This window comes from Extibacter sp. GGCC_0201 (genome assembly GCF_017566055.1).
Taxonomy (GTDB): domain Bacteria; phylum Bacillota; class Clostridia; order Lachnospirales; family Lachnospiraceae; genus Extibacter.
The window spans coordinates 1-17,276 of sequence record NZ_JABFCH010000012.1; the positions used below are offsets into that span (position 1 = coordinate 1).

The following is a 17,276-nucleotide window of genomic DNA, read 5'->3' on the forward strand; positions in this document are numbered from 1 at the left end:
AGTCGCAGTTCCCGGACGCATCGGAGCATCTGCCCCATACCTCCCCAGCGGCGTCTACATTACTTAAACCCCCATTTATTGAAAGAAGCTTCCTACGATATCGTTGACGAGCTTGCCGTCTGCCTTGCCTTTTACTTTTGGCATAAGGGACTTCATGATTTTCCCTTTATCCTTTGCTGTCGGGGATTCGATACCGATTTCTTTCAGCGTGGCGGTCACGATTTCCCTGATTTCAGACTCATCCATCATCTTCGGGGCATACCCTTCCAGGACAGCCAGACGTTTGTTACACTCATCGATAATTTCCGTGCGGTCCGCAGGGGTCATCTCGAGCGTCTCCTTTGTCTGCTTTATTTCCTTCAGGATGACTTGTGTCTCTTCCTCTTCTGTCAGGTCGGAACGTTTGTCTATCGCTTTATTCTTAAGGGCTGCCAGCAGCATGGATAATGTCTCCTTCGTCTCCTTGTCGCCTGCTTTCATAGCACTTACCATGTCACTTCTTACGTCTTCGATTTTACTCATGATACATCCTCCGTTTTGATTTTTTTTCTTTCTATAAGATATAATAGTATACAAAGACCGTATTTTCAATACCGTACCTTGTGAAACGGCAAGCATATTATTCTTTTGCGGCATGTATGTTTTTCCTGCTTTTAACAGATAATACATTTATCTGCCAATCAAGATAAATGGAGGGAACATAAGGACATGAAAGCAACTGGAATAGTGAGAAGAATCGACGATCTGGGAAGAGTAGTGATTCCCAAGGAAATAAGAAGGACGTTGCGGATACGGGAAGGGGATCCGCTGGAGATATTTACGGACCGGGAGGGAGAGATCATTTTAAAAAAATACTCTCCGATAGGCGAACTGTCTGCTTTTGCAAGACAATATGCGGAAAGTCTTGCTCAGACGATGGGCTGCCTCGTGTGCGTTAGCGATATGGATCAGATCGTGGCTTCGGCCGGAACCGGGAAGAAAGATTTCCAGGACAAATATATCAGCAAGCAGCTGGAAAAAGCGCTGGAAGAGAGAAATCCGATTCTGGCGGCAGCCGGAGATAAGAAGTTCATGAAGACGATCAATGACCAGGATGATGAATATCATTATCAGGTAATACACCCAATCGTATGTGAAGGAGACGTCATCGGCGGCGTCATCTTCCTGACGAAAGAGAGCAAAAAGAAGTTTTCGGAACTGGAACAGAAGATGGCGGCCTGCGCTGCAGGATTTTTGGGCAGACAGATGGAACAATAATGGCATAAATCCGTGTTCTGATTCATACCTTGTGATAGACGAGGAGGGATTAGATGGAGAGACGGATTCAGAAAGATTCAAAAGTCATGTGGGTGTTAAAGTCACTGCTTGCTTCTTATATTGTCACCGGAATTATGCTCCTGGTGCTGACTGTGCTGCTCTATAAGATGGATTTGAACGAAAAAGCAGTATCGGCCGGCATCGTGGCTATCTATGTCATGGCTACGCTTATCGGAGGTATCATTATCGGGAAGCTTGCAAGGGTGCGCAGGTTTGTGTGGGGACTTGGCCTGGGAATCGGATATTTTGCACTTCTGCTTCTGATTACGCTCGGAGTGTATCATACGCTGAACGGAAACGGCGCGAACCTCATTACGACGTTCATTCTCTGCGCCGGCGGGGGCATGGTGGGCGGAATGATTTCATGAAAAACAGCCGGAAAAATACTTCCAAAAACATATTGCTTATGTTATAATAACAAAAGTTAAGCAAACGTAAGGAGGATATTGACATGAAACATGTGAAGACATTGAATACACAGACTTTGAATAATACTGTTAAAAAAGGCGGATGCGGGGAATGCCAGACATCCTGCCAGTCAGCATGTAAGACATCCTGCACCGTAGGAAACCAGACGTGCGAACAGAAGAAATAATGAAACATCATACGGAATACTCGGGACAGCGGTCTTAAGGGTCGCTGTTTCTTGTTGTTTGAAAAAGGGGGATATACAGTTTGGTTCACCAATATAAAAACAATGGATATAATATAGTCCTTGATGTAAACAGCGGGGCAGTACACGTAGTCGACGGACTGTGCTACGATGTCATAGCGGCGCTTGAGGAGGCGCCAGAAGCCCGGACGGCAGAGCGCCTTAAGGCGCCGGATACGCTGGAGGGGCTGAAGGAGAAGCTTGGCGGGACATATGATGCGAAGGAGATAGAAGAGGCGCTTGCAGACATCGTGGAACTAACGGAGGCCGGAAGGCTGTTTACACCGGATACGCACGAATGCCTGATTGAGGATGTGAAGAAGAGGAAGACAGTCGTCAAGGCACTCTGCCTGCACATTGCACACGACTGCAACCTTGCCTGCAGATACTGCTTCGCGGAAGAAGGGGAATACCACGGAAGACGCGCGCTTATGAGTTATGAAGTGGGCAGGAAGGCGCTGGACTTCCTCATAGCCAATTCCGGCAGCAGACACAATCTGGAAGTGGATTTCTTCGGCGGCGAGCCCCTTATGAACTGGCAGGTCGTGAAGGACCTTGTAGCATATGGGCGGAGCCAGGAGAAGACACATGACAAGCGCTTCCGTTTTACCGTGACGACCAACGGTGTACTTTTGAATGACGAAATACAGGAATTTGTGAACAAAGAAATGGATAACGTTGTTCTAAGCCTGGACGGACGCAAGGAGGTCAACGACGGGATGCGCCCGTTCAGAAACGGGAAGGGCAGTTATGACCTGATAGTACCGAAGTTTCAGAAACTGGCCAGGAGCAGGAATCAGGAAAAGTATTACATAAGAGGTACATTTACAAGAAATAACCTGGATTTCGCGGAGGATATCCTGCATTTTGCGGATCTGGGCTTCCAACAGATGTCTATAGAGCCGGTCGTGGGAGAAGAGACGGATCCGTATGCAATCAGGGAAGAAGACATACCGGCTATCAAGCAGGAATACGACAGGTTGGCACAGATTATGATCGACCGTGAAAAGCAAGGAAAAGGTTTTAATTTCTTTCATTTTATGATAGACTTAGACGGTGGGCCGTGTGTTGCGAAACGTCTGTCAGGATGCGGTTCCGGTACGGAATATCTGGCTGTGACTCCCTGGGGGGATTTCTACCCGTGCCATCAGTTTGTCGGACAGGAAGAATTCCTGATGGGTAATGTTGACGAAGGAATCGTCAGGCCGGAGATTGCAGATGAATTCAGAAGCTGCAACGTATATTCCAAAGAAAAGTGTAAGAATTGTTTTGCAAAATTTTACTGCAGCGGCGGCTGTATGGCGAATGCCTATAACTTCCACGGTACAATCCACGATACATATGAGGTTGGCTGTGAGATGCAGCGCAAGCGTGTAGAGTGCGCGATTATGATGAAGGCGGCGCTGGCAGAGGAAGATTCGGAAGGATAAGAGAAAGGAAGTAGACCATGAAGAAGAGTAAGGGCATACTTAGTCTTGTCGTGACGGCAGCGCTCATAGCATTGCTCGCATTCACGACAGCAGCAGGATTCGGTAAAGGAAAGACCGGTTCTGCGGAAAATATTAAGCTCGGCCTTGACCTGGCGGGCGGTGTCAGCATCACCTACCAGGTAAAAGACAAGAATCCCTCAGAGGAAGAGATGCGGGATACGATTTACAAGCTTCAAAAGCGTGTGGAACAGTACAGTACAGAGGCAAACGTATATCAGGAAGGCGACGACAGGATTAATATAGAGATTCCTGGCGTAAGCGATGCCAATACTATCCTGGATGAGCTCGGCAAACCAGGCTCCCTGTCGTTTCAGACGCAGGACGGTGAGACGGTCATTACCGGTTCTGACGTGAAGACTGCTTCGGCCCGTGCCGGCGAAGACGATATGGGCAATAAGGAATACAGCGTTGAGCTTGACTTGAACGAGGAAGGGACGAAGAAATTTGCCGAAGCGACAGAGGCGAACGTAGGCAAGACCATCTCTATCATCTATGACGATGAGACAATCAGCAGCCCCACGGTGCAGACGGCTATCACCGGGGGACAGGCATATATCACCGGTAATTTCAGCTATGAAGAGGCGGAGAATCTTGCTTCCACCATTCGTATCGGCGGACTGAAGCTGGAGCTTACCGAGCTGCGTTCCAACGTGGTCGGTGCACAGCTTGGAGAACAGGCGATCAGTACAAGCCTGAAAGCGGGTGCTATCGGCCTTGCTATCGTATTTCTCTTTATGATATGCGTATACTTGCTGCCGGGGCTTGCATCCAGCCTTGCCCTCATTATCTATACAGGGCTCGTGCTTGTGATTCTGAATGCGTTCAACGTCACGCTGACGCTGCCCGGTATCGCAGGTATCATACTGAGTATCGGTATGGCGGTGGATGCCAATGTCATTATATTTGCCCGTGTGCGGGAAGAGATGTCCAAGGGTAAGAGCGTGCGTAATTCTCTTAAGACAGGATTCCAGAAGGCCATGTCTGCCATCGTGGACGGCAATGTGACGACGCTTATCGCCGCGGCGGTACTGTGGTTCAAGGGGTCTGGTTCTGTCAAGGGCTTTGCACAGACGCTGGCCATCGGTATCATCGTATCCATGTTTACGGCGCTGGTCATAACACGGATGATCATCTATGCATTCTATGCGGTAGGGCTCAGGAAGGAGCAGCTGTATTACCGTCCGAGAAAGGAAAGGAAACCGATTGATTTCCTCAGCAGGAAGAAATGGTTTTTCGCCCTGTCTCTGGCGGTCGTCATACTCGGCTTCGTATTCATGGGCGTGAACGGCTCAAAGGGAAAAGGAGCATTTGCTTACAGCCTGGAGTTTGAAGGCGGTACGTCGACAAATGTAACATTCAATAAAGACTATACGATAGAAGAGATAGATAAAGAGATTGTGCCTGTCGTGGAAGAAGTGACCGGGGACGCCAACGTCCAGACACAGAAGGTTGCCGACACGAACCAGGTCATCATTAAGACGAAGACGCTCAGCCTGGCTGTGCGAGAGGAGCTGAACAAGGCGCTTGCCGACAACTTTAAGGTGGACGAGTCGCTCATTACCGCAGAGAATATCAGCTCGACCATCAGTAATGAGATGAGGCAGGATGCCATCATGGCAGTTATCGTTGCCACGATATTTATGCTCATATATATCTGGTTCAGATTCAAGGATATCCGTTTTGCGGCAAGTGCTGTCACCGCTCTTCTGCACGATGTGCTCGTGGTGCTGGCCTTCTATGCCGTGGCCAGGATTTCGGTCGGAAATACATTCATCGCATGTATGCTTACGATTGTAGGCTACTCGATTAATGCCACGATTGTCATATTTGACCGTATCCGTGAGGAGCTGAGGCTGAAGACGAAAGCGACAGAGCTTGCGGAGGTGGTGAACAAGAGCATCACGCAGACGCTGACGAGGAGCATCTATACTTCCCTGACCACATTTGTCATGGTGGCCGTGCTGTACGTGATGGGCGTAAGCTCTATCCGTGAATTTGCACTTCCGCTCATGGTCGGCATCATATGCGGTGCTTATTCATCCGTATGCATCACCGGCGCGCTCTGGTATGTCATGCGGACAAAGCTCGGGAAGAAAACGACAGATACAAAGAAAAAATAAAAGAGCGGTACAGTATAGCAGCCATGGCCATATTTATATGGCTGTGGCTGTTTACAGTGGAGGAAACGAGAATGGAACAGTGGGTGCTGCTCAGAAAAGGAGCAGATTTTGAGGCCATCGGGAAAGAATTCGGAATCAGCCCGAGGCTGGCCTGCCTTATCAGGAACCGGGACGTGGTTGGTACGGAGGCCGTACGCCGGTATCTGAACGGAACGATTACCGACCTGTATGACGGAATGCTCATGAAGGATATGGATAAGGCGGTAGAAATACTCCGGGAGAAGATAGACGGAGGCAGAAAGATACGTATTATCGGAGATTACGACATAGACGGCGTGAATGCCACGTATATCCTGCTGAAGGGCCTGGGGAAATCGGGCGCAGATGTGGACAGCGATATCCCGGACCGCATTAAAGATGGATACGGACTGAACATAGAGCTGGTCGAGAGAGCTTACAGAGACGGGATAGATACGATAGTGACGTGTGATAACGGCATCGCGGCCAGAGAGGAGATTGACTATGGCAGGCGGCTCGGAATGACGGTTATCGTGACGGACCACCATGAGGTGCCATATGAAGAAGAGGGCGGCCAGAAGCATTATCTGCTCCCGCCCGCGGACGCGGTCGTGGATCCGAAGCAGCCGGGCTGCGGCTACCCGTTCAAAGGGCTGTGCGGGGCGGCAATCGCCTACAAGCTCATAGAGGCGCTGTATGAGGCGATAGGAAATGAAGCGGACGACCTGGATGATCTTCTGGAAAATGTGGCGGTCGCTACGGTCGGAGATGTGATGGAGCTGGAGGATGAAAACCGGATTCTTGTCAGGGAAGGGCTGGAACGGCTAAGAAGAACCGTCAATCCTGGCCTCAGCTCCCTGATCGACTGTACCGGGGTAGACAGAAGGAAGCTGAATACGTACCATATCGGCTTTGTCCTCGGGCCATGCCTGAATGCGGGAGGGCGTCTGGATACGGCGAAGCGTGCCCTTGACCTGCTCTGTGCCCATAACAAGAAGGAAGCGGATATGCTGGCGGGGGATTTGAAGGCGTTGAATGACAGCCGCAAGGAGATGACGGCCGCCGCTGTGGACCAGGCGGTTCAGATGATAGAGACGACATCCCTTGGCCGGGACCGGGTGCTGGCCGTATATCTCCCGGACTGCCATGAAAGCCTGGCAGGAATCGTAGCCGGGCGGCTGCGGGAGCGCTACTGCCGTCCAGCCTATGTCATGACGGATGCGGAAGATGGAGTGAAGGGCTCCGGGCGCTCGATAGAAGCCTATCATATGTATGAGGAGCTTGCCGCTTGCAGAGAGGTGCTCACAAAGTACGGAGGACATAAGCTGGCTGCGGGATTTTCACTGAAGAGGGAGGATGTAGAGCGGTTCCGTAGGATGCTGAATGAAAACTGCACGCTGGAAGAAAGTGATATGAGGGAGAAGGTGGTTATCGACATGGAGCTGCCGTTTTCCTGCGTTACGGAGGATATTGTCAGAGAACTTAAATATCTGGAGCCCTATGGAAAGGGGAATACCAAGCCTGTATTTGCAGCCAGGAAGGTTGAACTGCTTGGCGGCCAGATATTCGGGAAGAATAAAAATGTGCTGAAGATGCGTCTGAGAGACGGCCGTGGCTGTGAGGCAGAAGCCGTGTATTTCGGCGATATCAGCCGGTTGTGTTCCTATCTGGAGGAGCATTACGGCAAAGCTGCCCTGAAGCAGTTCTTAAGCCGCCGGCCGAGCGGGATGACACTGTCCGTTACCTATTATCCGGAGGTGAACGAGTATATGGGAAACCGCACAATGCAGATTGTTATCACGCATTACCAGTAAGCTGTCTAAAGTGTATAGAATTGTTTGAAAATAACATAAACTAATGTTATACTGTTTTTGTATTTATATGAGAGAATGGAGAGGGTGTCATGAAACCAATAGAAGAATATGTAAGAAGCATACCGGATTTTCCGGAGCAGGGTATCATCTTCAGAGATGTCACCAGCGTGCTCCAGGATGCGGACGGCCTGCATCTTGCAGTCGACCTGATGCAGGGGAAGCTGGACGGGGTGGATTTTGACGTAATCGTGGGACCTGAGTCCAGAGGATTTATCTTCGGTGTCCCGATAGCGTATAATCTGCATAAGCCGTTCATACCTATCAGGAAGAAGGGCAAGCTGCCATGTGAGACGGTCTCTATCCGCTATGATCTGGAGTATGGGACTGCGGAGCTTGAGATGCACCGTGATGCGATCAAAGAAGGACAGAAGGTCGTTATCATCGACGATCTCATTGCCACAGGGGGGACGAACGAAGCGATGATAAAGCTTGTGGAAGGCCTGGGCGGTGAAGTGGTGAAGACGATATTTCTTATGGAACTATCCGGTCTGGAAGGAAGAAAGCGGCTGAAAGGTTATGATGTGGAATCCGTGATTGCTTATCCGGGCAAATAGTCAGATATAAATTATGAAGAGGAAGGAGGCGTTAATATGTCAGAGAACACGATATATGAGTCTGAGAACCGGATTGCACCGGAATCAATCGCAGATGAGATTTCGAAAGGGTTAGAGATTGTGGACGGGCATGCCGTGAAGGCTCCCGGAGACTATGAGGACCCGGACCAGCTTTATGACATGTTAATTGCCCGTATCCGGAAGTACCATCCTTCGACGGATGTATCGATGATAGAGAAGGCATATGAGACGGCCCAGAAGGCGCACGGCGACCAGTGCCGCAAGTCCGGGGAACCATACATTGTCCATCCGCTCTGGGTAGCCATCATTCTGGCGAATCTGGAGATGGACAAGGAGACGATTGCTGCAGGGATGCTCCATGATGTCGTGGAGGATACTTCTGTATCGGAGGAAAAGATTAAAAAGGACTTCGGAGAGGAAGTTGCGCTTCTTGTGGACGGAGTTACCAAGCTGGGGCGGCTGTCCTATTCCTCTGATAAGCTGGAAGTGCAGGCGGAAAATCTGAGGAAGATGTTTCTGGCCATGGCGAAAGATATCCGCGTCATCATCATCAAGCTAGCAGACCGTCTGCATAATATGCGCACGCTGCAGTTCATGACGCCGGCAAAGCAGAAGGAAAAGGCTAAGGAGACGATGGATATCTACGCTCCCATCGCCCAGAGGCTCGGTATCTCCAAGATTAAGACAGAGCTTGACGACCTGGCGCTTAAGTATTCCCAGCCGGAAGTATTCTTTGACCTGGTGAACCAGATTAATTCGAGGAAGACGGAGCGGGAGGAATTCGTGCAGCAGATCGTGGATGAGGTATCCACGCATATGAAGAATGCCAACATCAAGGCGGACGTCAACGGACGTGTCAAGCATTTCTTCAGCATATATAAGAAGATGGTGAACCAAGATAAGACGGTAGACCAGATATATGACCTGTTTGCCGTGCGGATTATCGTCGATTCAGTAAAGGACTGCTATGCAGCGCTTGGCGTGATTCACGAAATGTACACGCCGATACCGGGGCGGTTCAAAGATTATATAGCGATGCCGAAGCCGAACATGTACCAGTCGCTTCACACGACGCTTATGAGCTCGGTCGGACAGCCTTTCGAGATTCAGATACGGACCGTGGAGATGCACAAGACCGCGGAATACGGTATCGCGGCGCACTGGAAGTATAAGGAATCAAATGACGGCAAGAAGAGCGTACAGGCGCAGGAGGAAGAGAAGCTGAGCTGGCTCAGGCAGATTCTCGAATGGCAGAGGGATATGTCCGACAACCGGGAATTCTTAAATCTGCTCAAAGGTGATTTGGATCTCTTTGCCGAGGATGTGTACTGCTTTACGCCCCAGGGGGATGTGAAGAATCTCCCCAACGGTTCCACGCCGATAGATTTCGCTTACGCAATCCACAGCGCGGTCGGCAACAAGATGGTAGGAGCCCGGGTCAACGGGAAGCTCGTCAATATAGATTATAAGATACAGAACGGGGACAGGATAGAGATCCTGACATCCCAGAATTCCAGAGGGCCGAGCCGTGACTGGCTTGGCATCGTCAAGAGCACGCAGGCGAAGAATAAGATCAACCAGTGGTTCAAGAAGGAATTCAAGGAGAGCAATATCGTCAAGGGCAAGGAGATGATCGCTTCCTACTGTAAGGCAAAAGCGATTACCCAGAGCGATATCATGAATTCCAGATATATGGAGATCGTACAGAAGAAATACGGCTTCAAAGACTGGGAATCTGTGCTGGCGGCGATTGGCCACGGAGGGCTGAAAGAAGGCCAGGTCGTGAACAGGCTCGTGGAAGAATACAGCAAGGAACACAAGCAGGAGATGACCGATGAAGTTGTCCTGGAGAAGGTAGCGGAAGCGTCCAAGAATAAGGTGCATATCGCCAAATCAAAGAGCGGAATCGTCGTCAAAGGCATTGATGATATGGCAGTCCGTTTCTCCAGATGCTGCAACCCGGTACCTGGGGACGAGATTGTCGGTTTTGTGACCCGCGGACGAGGTCTTTCCATCCACAGGACGGACTGTGTCAATATGATACATCTGACCGAAGCAGAACGTGCACGGCTCATAGATGCAGAGTGGGAAAGTGAAGTGGCGGAACAAAACGGCGGGCAGTACCTTGCGGAAATCAAGATGTATGCCCATGACCGGCAGGGGCTCATCATGGAGATGTCCAAGATATTTACCGAGGCGACGGTCGACGTGAAGTCCATGAACGTGCGTACGAGCAAGCAGGGAACAGCCACGATTGAAGCAGGATTTATCGTACACGGCAGGGAAGAGCTGGATACGATGGTTAAGAAGCTGCGCCAGCTCGAAGGAGTCATAGATATAGAGCGGACGACAGGCTAGATGAGAGAGGATTACATGAAAGTAGAAAAATATGTCACAGGAATTATAAGTACCAACTGTTATCTGGCCATCAATGAAGAGACGAGACAGGCTGTCGTGATAGACCCGGCAGCCTGCCCGTCTTATCTGATGGGCCATATAAAGAGCGAGGGACTCCAGATAGAGGCCATCCTCCTGACCCACGGACATTTTGACCATATCATGGGATTGGACGGCTTTCTTCAGGAATTCCATGTCCCGGTGTACGTGCATAAAGATGACGAACAGCTTATGACAGATCCGGGACTGAACCAGTCCGGCGTCTACACATCAGGCTATACGTTTGACGGGGCCACATATATACAAGAAGGACAGGAGATCAAGGCGGCGGGCTTTGCATTCAAAGTCCTGCACACGCCCGGCCATACGCCCGGCGGCGTGTGCTACTACGCCGAGGCTGAGAAGATACTCTTCAGCGGCGACACGCTGTTCCAGAGCTCTGTCGGCAGGACAGACTTTCCACTAGGCAGCATGTCGGACCTGGTAAGAGGAATCAAAGAAAAGCTGATGGTACTGCCGGATGAAGTGCTCGTATACCCGGGGCATATGGGCGAAACGACAATCGGTTACGAGAAAAGTCACAATCCATTTCTATAAAAAGGGGACGTAACACTTTTCAAAAGGGTTACGTCCCAAATTACATTTTGCCCTGTACCCAAATGAGAGTGTGAGGTTGAATAATGATTGAGATTATCAGCAGCGATGAGCTGTATACATACAACGTGTATCATATTATGAAGGCGTTCTTTCCGGAAGAGAAGGTGCATCAGCTTGTGGAGACAGACTGCAAGGACGCGGTCCGGGCCGTGCTGCCGGATTGCACGGTTCTTAGAATTGGACATAAAGAGCTGCCGCAGCATGCAACCCGGCAGGAATGGAAGCGTTATATAGACAGAGAACTGTACAAGGAACTTGAGCGCCATTCCGGGCGTTCCCTGGCATGGGGGCTTCTGACCGGTGTGCGTCCGACGAAGATTGCCATGAAGAAGCTGGAGGAGGGAATGCAAGAGGAAGAGTTCCTCCGCTTCTATATGGACCGGTTTTTTGTGGACAGGGAGAAGGCGCGGCTTGCTTGGGAGATTGCAGGACGGGAGAAAGAGCTTCTAGGAAAGCTTGACTGTACGGACGGCTACAGCCTGTATGTCGCCATTCCGTTCTGTCCGTCCGTCTGCACGTACTGTTCGTTCAGTTCCGGCCCGCTGGATATGTGGAAGGACAGGGTGGACGATTATCTGGATGGTCTGACAAAAGAGCTGGCCTATATCGGGGGAGCGTCCGCCAGCAAGAAGCTGAATACGATATATATCGGTGGGGGGACGCCCACGACGCTGACAGCGCGTCAATTGGAGAGGCTCCTTGCCTGCATAGACAGGAACTTTGACATGGAACACCTCCTGGAATATACGGTGGAGGCGGGACGCCCCGACAGCATAACGGCTGAGAAGCTCAAAGTGCTGCGCCGGCATCACGTCACGCGCATATCTATCAATCCGCAGAGCATGCAGCAGAAGACGCTCGATCTCATAGGGAGGCATCATACGGTGGAAGACGTTGTCAGGACGTATGAGATGGCAAGGGAGGCTGGGTTTGACAATATCAACATGGACCTCATAGCAGGCCTTCCGGGAGAGACGGCAGCGGACGTGTATGATACGCTCAGACAGACGGAGGCGCTGTCACCGGACAGCCTGACCGTGCATTCGCTTGCCATCAAACGGGCGGCACTGATGGGACAGGAGCAGAATGCCCGCGGCTACGTGGAAGCTCTGGACAAAGATGCCGCCAGGATGGCTGCAAATATGACGGAGATGATTCGGGCCGCCGCCCAGAGCGCGCGCCGGATGGATCTGAAGCCTTATTATCTGTACCGGCAGAAGAATATTGCGGGCAATTTTGAAAATGTTGGCTATGCAAAGGTTGACAAAGCAGGAATATACAATATACTTATTATGGAGGAAAAACAATCCATTATTGCCGCAGGTGCGGGTGCTTCTACAAAGATTGTATTAAAGGAGGAAGCTGAACAGCCGGGCAGTAAAAACGGCAAGAAGACGAATCTGATACGTATCGAGAACGTCAAGGCGGTTGACGCCTATATCGCGCGTATCGGCGAGATGATAGAACGTAAAGGAGAATGGTTATGGCGTTAAAGAAGAAACCGGTTACCGGTATGAAGGACATGCTTCCCAAAGAAATGGAAATCAGGGATTATGTCATACAGCTGATTAAGGAGACGTATAAGACATATGGCTTTGTCTCCATGGAGACCCCCTGTGTGGAGCATATAGATAATCTGTGCAGCAAACAGGGGGGAGATAATGAGAAGCTGATTTTTAAGATATTGAAGCGCGGGGAAAAGCTTAAGATAGATCAGGCAGAAGAAGAAAATGATCTTGTTGACGGAGGCCTTCGTTATGACCTGACCGTTCCTCTTGCAAGATACTACGCGAATCATGCGAATGAACTGCCATCACCGTTTAAGGCGATGCAGATTGGCAATGTATGGCGGGCGGACCGTCCGCAGAAAGGCCGTTTCCGCCAGTTCATGCAGTGCGATATCGACATTCTGGGCGAACAGAGCAATCTGGCTGAGATAGAGCTTATTCTGGCCACGACAGCGATGCTTGGAAAGCTGGACCTTAAGAACTTTACCGTATGCATCAATGACAGGAACATACTGAAGGCGATGGCCGCATTCAGCGGGTTCAAGGAGGAAGACTATGATGAAGTCTTCATCATCCTGGATAAGATGGACAAGATAGGCAGCGAAGGGGTATCCGCTGAGCTTCAGGAGCTCGGCTATGCAAAAGAGAATGTGGACACGTATCTGAAGCTTTTTGATGAGATATCACCGGATGTAGAGGGGATTGCTTACCTGCGGGAGAAGCTCGGGGCCTGCCTGCCCAAAGAGACCGCCGACGGCATGGAGCTTATCATTTCCAGCGTAGAATCGGCAAAAGAGGCGGAGTTCAGGATAAAGTTCGACCCGACCCTTGTGAGAGGCCAGTCCTATTATACCGGCACAATCTTTGAAGTTACGATGGATGACTTCGGAGGTTCCGTAGCCGGAGGCGGCAGATACGATAAGATGATAGGCAAATTTACCGGCCAGGACACGCCGGCGTGCGGATTCTCTATAGGATTCGAGCGCATCGTCATGCTCCTTCTGGAACATGGATACGAAGCGCCGGGCAACAGAGCGCGGAAAGCATATCTACTGGAGAAGAAGCTGTCCTCAGAGGGGATGCTCAAAGTGCTAAGCCTGGCAAGGGCTGACCGGGGAGCAGGTTTCCAGGTCATGATAGCGAATATGAAGAAGAACAAGAAATTTCAAAAAGAGCAGCTGGAATCAGAGGGTTACACGGAAATCATCGAATGTTATTCCGATTCCATCGGCAATTTATAATTATAGAAAAGGATAAGGAGAGAAAAGTATGGCAGAATCGATGCAGGGCATAAAGAGAACACACCGCTGCGGTGAACTGTCCGGGACCAATGCAGGACAGGTCGTGACGGTCATGGGATGGGTGCAGAAGAACCGTAACAAGGGGGGGCTTGTATTTGTCGATGTCAGAGACCGTTCCGGCATCATACAGATAGTGTTTGAAGAAGGAAGTACAGACGCGGGCCTAATCGAGAAAGCGGCGAAGCTCCGCGCTGAATATGTAGTTGCAGTGACAGGTAAGGTGGAGAGACGCTCCGGAGCTGTCAATGAGAACCTTGCCACAGGGGATATAGAGATTATACCGTCCGAACTGCGTATCTTGTCGGAATCTGAGACGCCGCCGTTCCCCATCGAGGAGAACTCCAGGACGAAGGAAGAGATGCGGCTGAAATACCGATATCTTGACTTGAGAAGGCCGGACCTTCAGAGAAATATGATGATGAGAAGCCAGGTGGCTACGCTGACCCGCCAGTTTCTTGCAGAGGAAGGATTTCTGGAGATAGAGACACCGATACTGATTGGGAGCACCCCGGAAGGGGCGAGGGATTATCTCGTGCCGAGCCGTATCCACCAGGGACACTTTTATGCGCTGCCCCAGTCTCCGCAGCTTTTTAAGCAGCTGCTCATGTGCTCCGGCTATGACCGGTATTTTCAGATTGCAAGATGCTTCCGGGATGAAGATCTGAGAGCGGACCGGCAGCCGGAATTTACCCAGATCGACATGGAGCTCTCTTTTGTAGATGTGGATGATGTCATTGATGTAAATGAAAGGCTGCTTGCGAAGCTGTTCCACGAAGTCCTTGGCGTAGAAGTGCAGCTTCCGATACCGAGGATGACATGGCAGGAGGCCATGGACCGGTTTGGTTCCGACAAGCCGGATACCCGTTTTGGCATGGAGCTTACGGATGTGACGGATGTTGTGAAGGGGTGTGAATTCGCTGTATTCAAAGGCGCCATAGAAAACGGAGGCTCGGTACGTGGTATCAATGCCAAGGGGCAGGGCGGCATGCCACGCAAGAAGATTGACAAGCTCGTAAGCTTTGCAAAAGATTATGGTGCCAAAGGACTTGCTTATATAGCAATCCAGGAGGACGGAACGCTCAAGTCCTCTTTTGCCAAGTTCATGAAGGAAGAGGAGATGGCAAGCCTCGTAGAAGCGATGGGCGCAGAGAACGGCGACCTGCTGCTCTTTGCCGCTGATAAGAATAAAGTGGTGTGGGATGTGCTCGGCAGCCTGCGCCTGGAACTGGCGCGCCAGATGGAACTTCTCGACAAGAGCGAATATAAGTTCCTCTGGGTGACGGAATTCCCGCTGCTTGAGTGGAATGACGAACAGGAACGCTATACGGCCATGCATCACCCCTTCACGATGCCGATGGAGGAAGATCTGGAATATATCGATACAGATCCTGGAAGGGTCCGGGCCAAGGCTTATGATATCGTGCTGAACGGCAATGAAATCGGTGGCGGCAGCGTCAGGATATTTAACCAGGAAGTGCAGAACAAGATGTTCGAGGTACTTGGCTTTACACCGGAAAAGGCACAGGAGCAGTTCGGCTTCCTGCTGGATGCGTTCAAGTACGGAGTACCGCCCCATGCAGGTCTTGCCTATGGGCTTGACCGTCTGGTCATGCTTATGGCGAAGGAGGACAGCATCCGCGACGTCATCGCTTTTCCAAAGGTGAAGGATGCCTCCGATCTGATGACGGATGCTCCGACTGCTGTAGAGCAGAAACAGCTGGAGGAACTGGGACTTGCCATAACTGTTGAAGAGTAATATGCAGGTAAATGTATGGAACTGAAACATTTAAAATATTTTGTGGAGATAGCAGAGCAGAAAAGCATGCGCAAGGCTGCAGACCGCCTGTATGTGACGCAGCCGAACCTTACGAGGGCGATGCAGAATCTGGAGGACGAGATGGGCATGAAGCTGCTCATACGTTCCAACCACGGCGTAAGCCTTACGACGACCGGGGAAAGCCTGTACTATTATGCCCAGTCGGTCATCAATCAGCTGAGCGAGATAGAAGCGCTTAAGCTGAAGGACAAAGAATACGTCCAGAACAAGCTGGCCTTATCCGTCGGGAACATCATCCTTAAGGATGAGATTATGCTGAACTTTTATGAGAACCTTCAGACCCGCCATGCCAACATCTCCATATACGAGACATCCATTGAAAAGGTGCTGATTCATGTCGCCAAGCTGGAGGCGGAAATCGGTATCACAGCCGTGAATACGGAACAGTATCCGGCGCTTAATAAGATATTGGAGATCAAGGGGCTTGAAGCCCATGAGATAGCTTCCAGCCCGCTGTACGTGCACGTCGGCGGAAAGAGTCCGCTGTACGGGATGGACTGCATCGAACCGAGGGAACTGCTGCGCCATACTTACGTACATCTTCCCTATGATTACTTCTCCAACATTAATGAGCTTATCTCTCTCGGCGATATCAGAGTCATGGACTTTAAGCATACAATCGTCATAAATAATTATCACGCTATCGTCAATATGGTCAAGCGTACAGATGCGTTCATATTTGGCGGGAAATGGCAGATAGACGAGCTGAAGAAGGGGCATATCGACAGCCTGCTGCTCAACAACTGCAATGTGGAGAAAAAGCTCATGTGGATCAAACGTAAGAAGGAAATTCTTTCCATCCAGGCAAGAGAATTCCTCGATATCATAAAAGAAAACTACGCAGACTAGGCGGTTGCGTTAGCGATACGTTTTGTTTATCGCAGAGGAATGAAAAAGAAGCATTATCCAAAGTGTATTTCATTTGTTATTATATAGGCAGGTCAAAAAAACTTGTTATTATATGAGGAGGAAATACATATGCGGAAATTAGGAAAGAAAAAGATATTGAGCTTGCTGACGGCAGTGGCGATTGTGGCGACGACGGTCGGGTCATTTGCGGTGTGGGATAAGATTCAAGATACGAAAACAGCCAGCGTAACGATCAACAAACCAATACAGACGACGGTATCGGATTTTAGTATTGGAGCATCGGGGACGGAATCTGGAGATTCCATGGTATATACGGGTTCTACCAAGGTTGATGTGGCTAATGTGCCAGCAGGTAAAGATTTGAAATTGACGGCTGTTTTAGCAGACGATTCTACAGAAAAGACCGGAGTGACGGTAGGTATAGCAAAAGAAGCTGCTGATGCGACAACCGGTTCATATACAGACACAGGAATAGCCTCAGGAGAACACACATATACAGTGAAGGTTAGTGCTGACAGGGCGGATGCTGCTAACTGGACCAGCAATAATGAAGTGAAGGTAACGGTAACAGCAGAGCTGGTTGATACTCCAGCAGCACCATAAGTTGAATTGACATAATAAGAATGAATAGTAGAAAAGATACCATCACAGGGTGGTATC

General features: G+C 50.2%; 15 protein-coding genes. 14 read left to right on the forward strand and 1 reads right to left on the reverse strand.

The features are described 5' to 3' along the window. Positions 1-75 precede the first annotated feature (75 nt). Positions 76-522, reverse strand: a complete 447-nt coding sequence (locus HJV72_RS09620) for a GatB/YqeY domain-containing protein (RefSeq protein ID WP_208070562.1) — start codon at positions 520-522, stop codon at positions 76-78. Between the two features lie 186 nt (positions 523-708). On the opposite strand from HJV72_RS09620, the gene spoVT reads away from it, so the two are divergent. From spoVT to HJV72_RS09690, 14 genes are all read left to right on the forward strand, one after another. Next, a complete protein-coding gene (gene spoVT / locus HJV72_RS09625) occupies positions 709-1,257 on the forward strand; it encodes a stage V sporulation protein T (RefSeq protein WP_066577704.1) in 549 nt (182 codons plus the stop codon). A 53-nt stretch (positions 1,258-1,310) separates the two neighbouring features. Next, the gene (locus tag HJV72_RS09630) at positions 1,311-1,685 is read left to right on the forward strand and encodes a TIGR04086 family membrane protein (RefSeq protein ID WP_049727589.1); all 375 of its coding nucleotides are present in this window, start codon (positions 1,311-1,313) and stop codon (positions 1,683-1,685) included. Positions 1,686-1,768: 83 nt separating this feature from the next. Continuing rightward, on the forward strand, positions 1,769-1,912 hold the full coding sequence (gene scfA / locus HJV72_RS09635; RefSeq protein ID WP_022318610.1) for a six-cysteine ranthipeptide SCIFF: 144 nt from the start codon (positions 1,769-1,771) through the stop codon (positions 1,910-1,912). Positions 1,913-1,992: 80 nt separating this feature from the next. Beyond that, a complete protein-coding gene (gene scfB, locus HJV72_RS09640) occupies positions 1,993-3,399 on the forward strand; it encodes a thioether cross-link-forming SCIFF peptide maturase (protein ID WP_208070564.1) in 1,407 nt (468 codons plus the stop codon). 17 nt (positions 3,400-3,416) lie between these two features. Continuing rightward, entirely contained in the window at positions 3,417-5,579 is a 2,163-nt protein-coding gene (gene secD / locus HJV72_RS09645; RefSeq protein ID WP_208070566.1) for a protein translocase subunit SecD, read from the forward strand. 71 nt (positions 5,580-5,650) lie between these two features. Next, a complete protein-coding gene (recJ, locus tag HJV72_RS09650; protein ID WP_208070568.1) occupies positions 5,651-7,411 on the forward strand; it encodes a single-stranded-DNA-specific exonuclease RecJ in 1,761 nt (586 codons plus the stop codon). An 89-nt stretch (positions 7,412-7,500) separates the two neighbouring features. Then, positions 7,501-8,025 (forward strand): adenine phosphoribosyltransferase, encoded by a 525-nt coding sequence (locus HJV72_RS09655; protein ID WP_208070570.1) that lies wholly within the window; start codon positions 7,501-7,503, stop codon positions 8,023-8,025. Between the two features lie 36 nt (positions 8,026-8,061). Further along, on the forward strand, positions 8,062-10,404 hold the full coding sequence (locus tag HJV72_RS09660; RefSeq protein ID WP_208070572.1) for a RelA/SpoT family protein: 2,343 nt from the start codon (positions 8,062-8,064) through the stop codon (positions 10,402-10,404). Between the two features lie 15 nt (positions 10,405-10,419). Continuing rightward, positions 10,420-11,040, forward strand: a complete 621-nt coding sequence (locus tag HJV72_RS09665; protein WP_208070574.1) for an MBL fold metallo-hydrolase — start codon at positions 10,420-10,422, stop codon at positions 11,038-11,040. Positions 11,041-11,123: 83 nt separating this feature from the next. Continuing rightward, the gene (gene hemZ, locus HJV72_RS09670; RefSeq protein WP_208070576.1) at positions 11,124-12,593 is read left to right on the forward strand and encodes a coproporphyrinogen dehydrogenase HemZ; all 1,470 of its coding nucleotides are present in this window, start codon (positions 11,124-11,126) and stop codon (positions 12,591-12,593) included. Then, positions 12,578-13,849, forward strand: a complete 1,272-nt coding sequence (hisS, locus tag HJV72_RS09675; protein ID WP_208070578.1) for a histidine--tRNA ligase — start codon at positions 12,578-12,580, stop codon at positions 13,847-13,849. The genes hemZ and hisS overlap by 16 nt, the downstream gene beginning before the upstream one ends. Before the next feature lie 28 nt (positions 13,850-13,877). Further along, entirely contained in the window at positions 13,878-15,665 is a 1,788-nt protein-coding gene (gene aspS, locus HJV72_RS09680; protein ID WP_208070580.1) for an aspartate--tRNA ligase, read from the forward strand. A gap of 15 nt (positions 15,666-15,680) precedes the next feature. Continuing rightward, positions 15,681-16,595: a LysR family transcriptional regulator gene (locus HJV72_RS09685; protein WP_208070582.1), complete on the forward strand. Its 915-nt coding sequence runs from the start codon at positions 15,681-15,683 to the stop codon at positions 16,593-16,595. 129 nt (positions 16,596-16,724) lie between these two features. After that, on the forward strand, positions 16,725-17,219 hold the full coding sequence (locus tag HJV72_RS09690; RefSeq protein WP_208070584.1) for a hypothetical protein: 495 nt from the start codon (positions 16,725-16,727) through the stop codon (positions 17,217-17,219). The last annotated feature ends 57 nt before the right edge of the window (positions 17,220-17,276 follow it).

Excerpts from the sequence above, each read along its gene's own strand:
- HJV72_RS09620 (WP_208070562.1), bottom strand. The coding sequence starts at position 522 with ATGAGTAAAATCGAAGACGTAAGAAGTGACATGGTAAGTGCTATGAAA.
- spoVT (WP_066577704.1), top strand. The coding sequence starts at position 709 with ATGAAAGCAACTGGAATAGTGAGAAGAATCGACGATCTGGGAAGAGTA.
- HJV72_RS09630 (WP_049727589.1), top strand. The coding sequence starts at position 1,311 with ATGGAGAGACGGATTCAGAAAGATTCAAAAGTCATGTGGGTGTTAAAG.
- scfA (WP_022318610.1), top strand. The coding sequence starts at position 1,769 with ATGAAACATGTGAAGACATTGAATACACAGACTTTGAATAATACTGTT.
- secD (WP_208070566.1), top strand. The coding sequence starts at position 3,417 with ATGAAGAAGAGTAAGGGCATACTTAGTCTTGTCGTGACGGCAGCGCTC.
- recJ (WP_208070568.1), top strand. The coding sequence starts at position 5,651 with ATGGAACAGTGGGTGCTGCTCAGAAAAGGAGCAGATTTTGAGGCCATC.
- HJV72_RS09655 (WP_208070570.1), top strand. The coding sequence starts at position 7,501 with ATGAAACCAATAGAAGAATATGTAAGAAGCATACCGGATTTTCCGGAG.
- HJV72_RS09660 (WP_208070572.1), top strand. The coding sequence starts at position 8,062 with ATGTCAGAGAACACGATATATGAGTCTGAGAACCGGATTGCACCGGAA.
- HJV72_RS09665 (WP_208070574.1), top strand. The coding sequence starts at position 10,420 with ATGAAAGTAGAAAAATATGTCACAGGAATTATAAGTACCAACTGTTAT.
- hemZ (WP_208070576.1), top strand. The coding sequence starts at position 11,124 with ATGATTGAGATTATCAGCAGCGATGAGCTGTATACATACAACGTGTAT.
- hisS (WP_208070578.1), top strand. The coding sequence starts at position 12,578 with ATGGTTATGGCGTTAAAGAAGAAACCGGTTACCGGTATGAAGGACATG.
- aspS (WP_208070580.1), top strand. The coding sequence starts at position 13,878 with ATGGCAGAATCGATGCAGGGCATAAAGAGAACACACCGCTGCGGTGAA.
- HJV72_RS09685 (WP_208070582.1), top strand. The coding sequence starts at position 15,681 with ATGGAACTGAAACATTTAAAATATTTTGTGGAGATAGCAGAGCAGAAA.
- HJV72_RS09690 (WP_208070584.1), top strand. The coding sequence starts at position 16,725 with ATGCGGAAATTAGGAAAGAAAAAGATATTGAGCTTGCTGACGGCAGTG.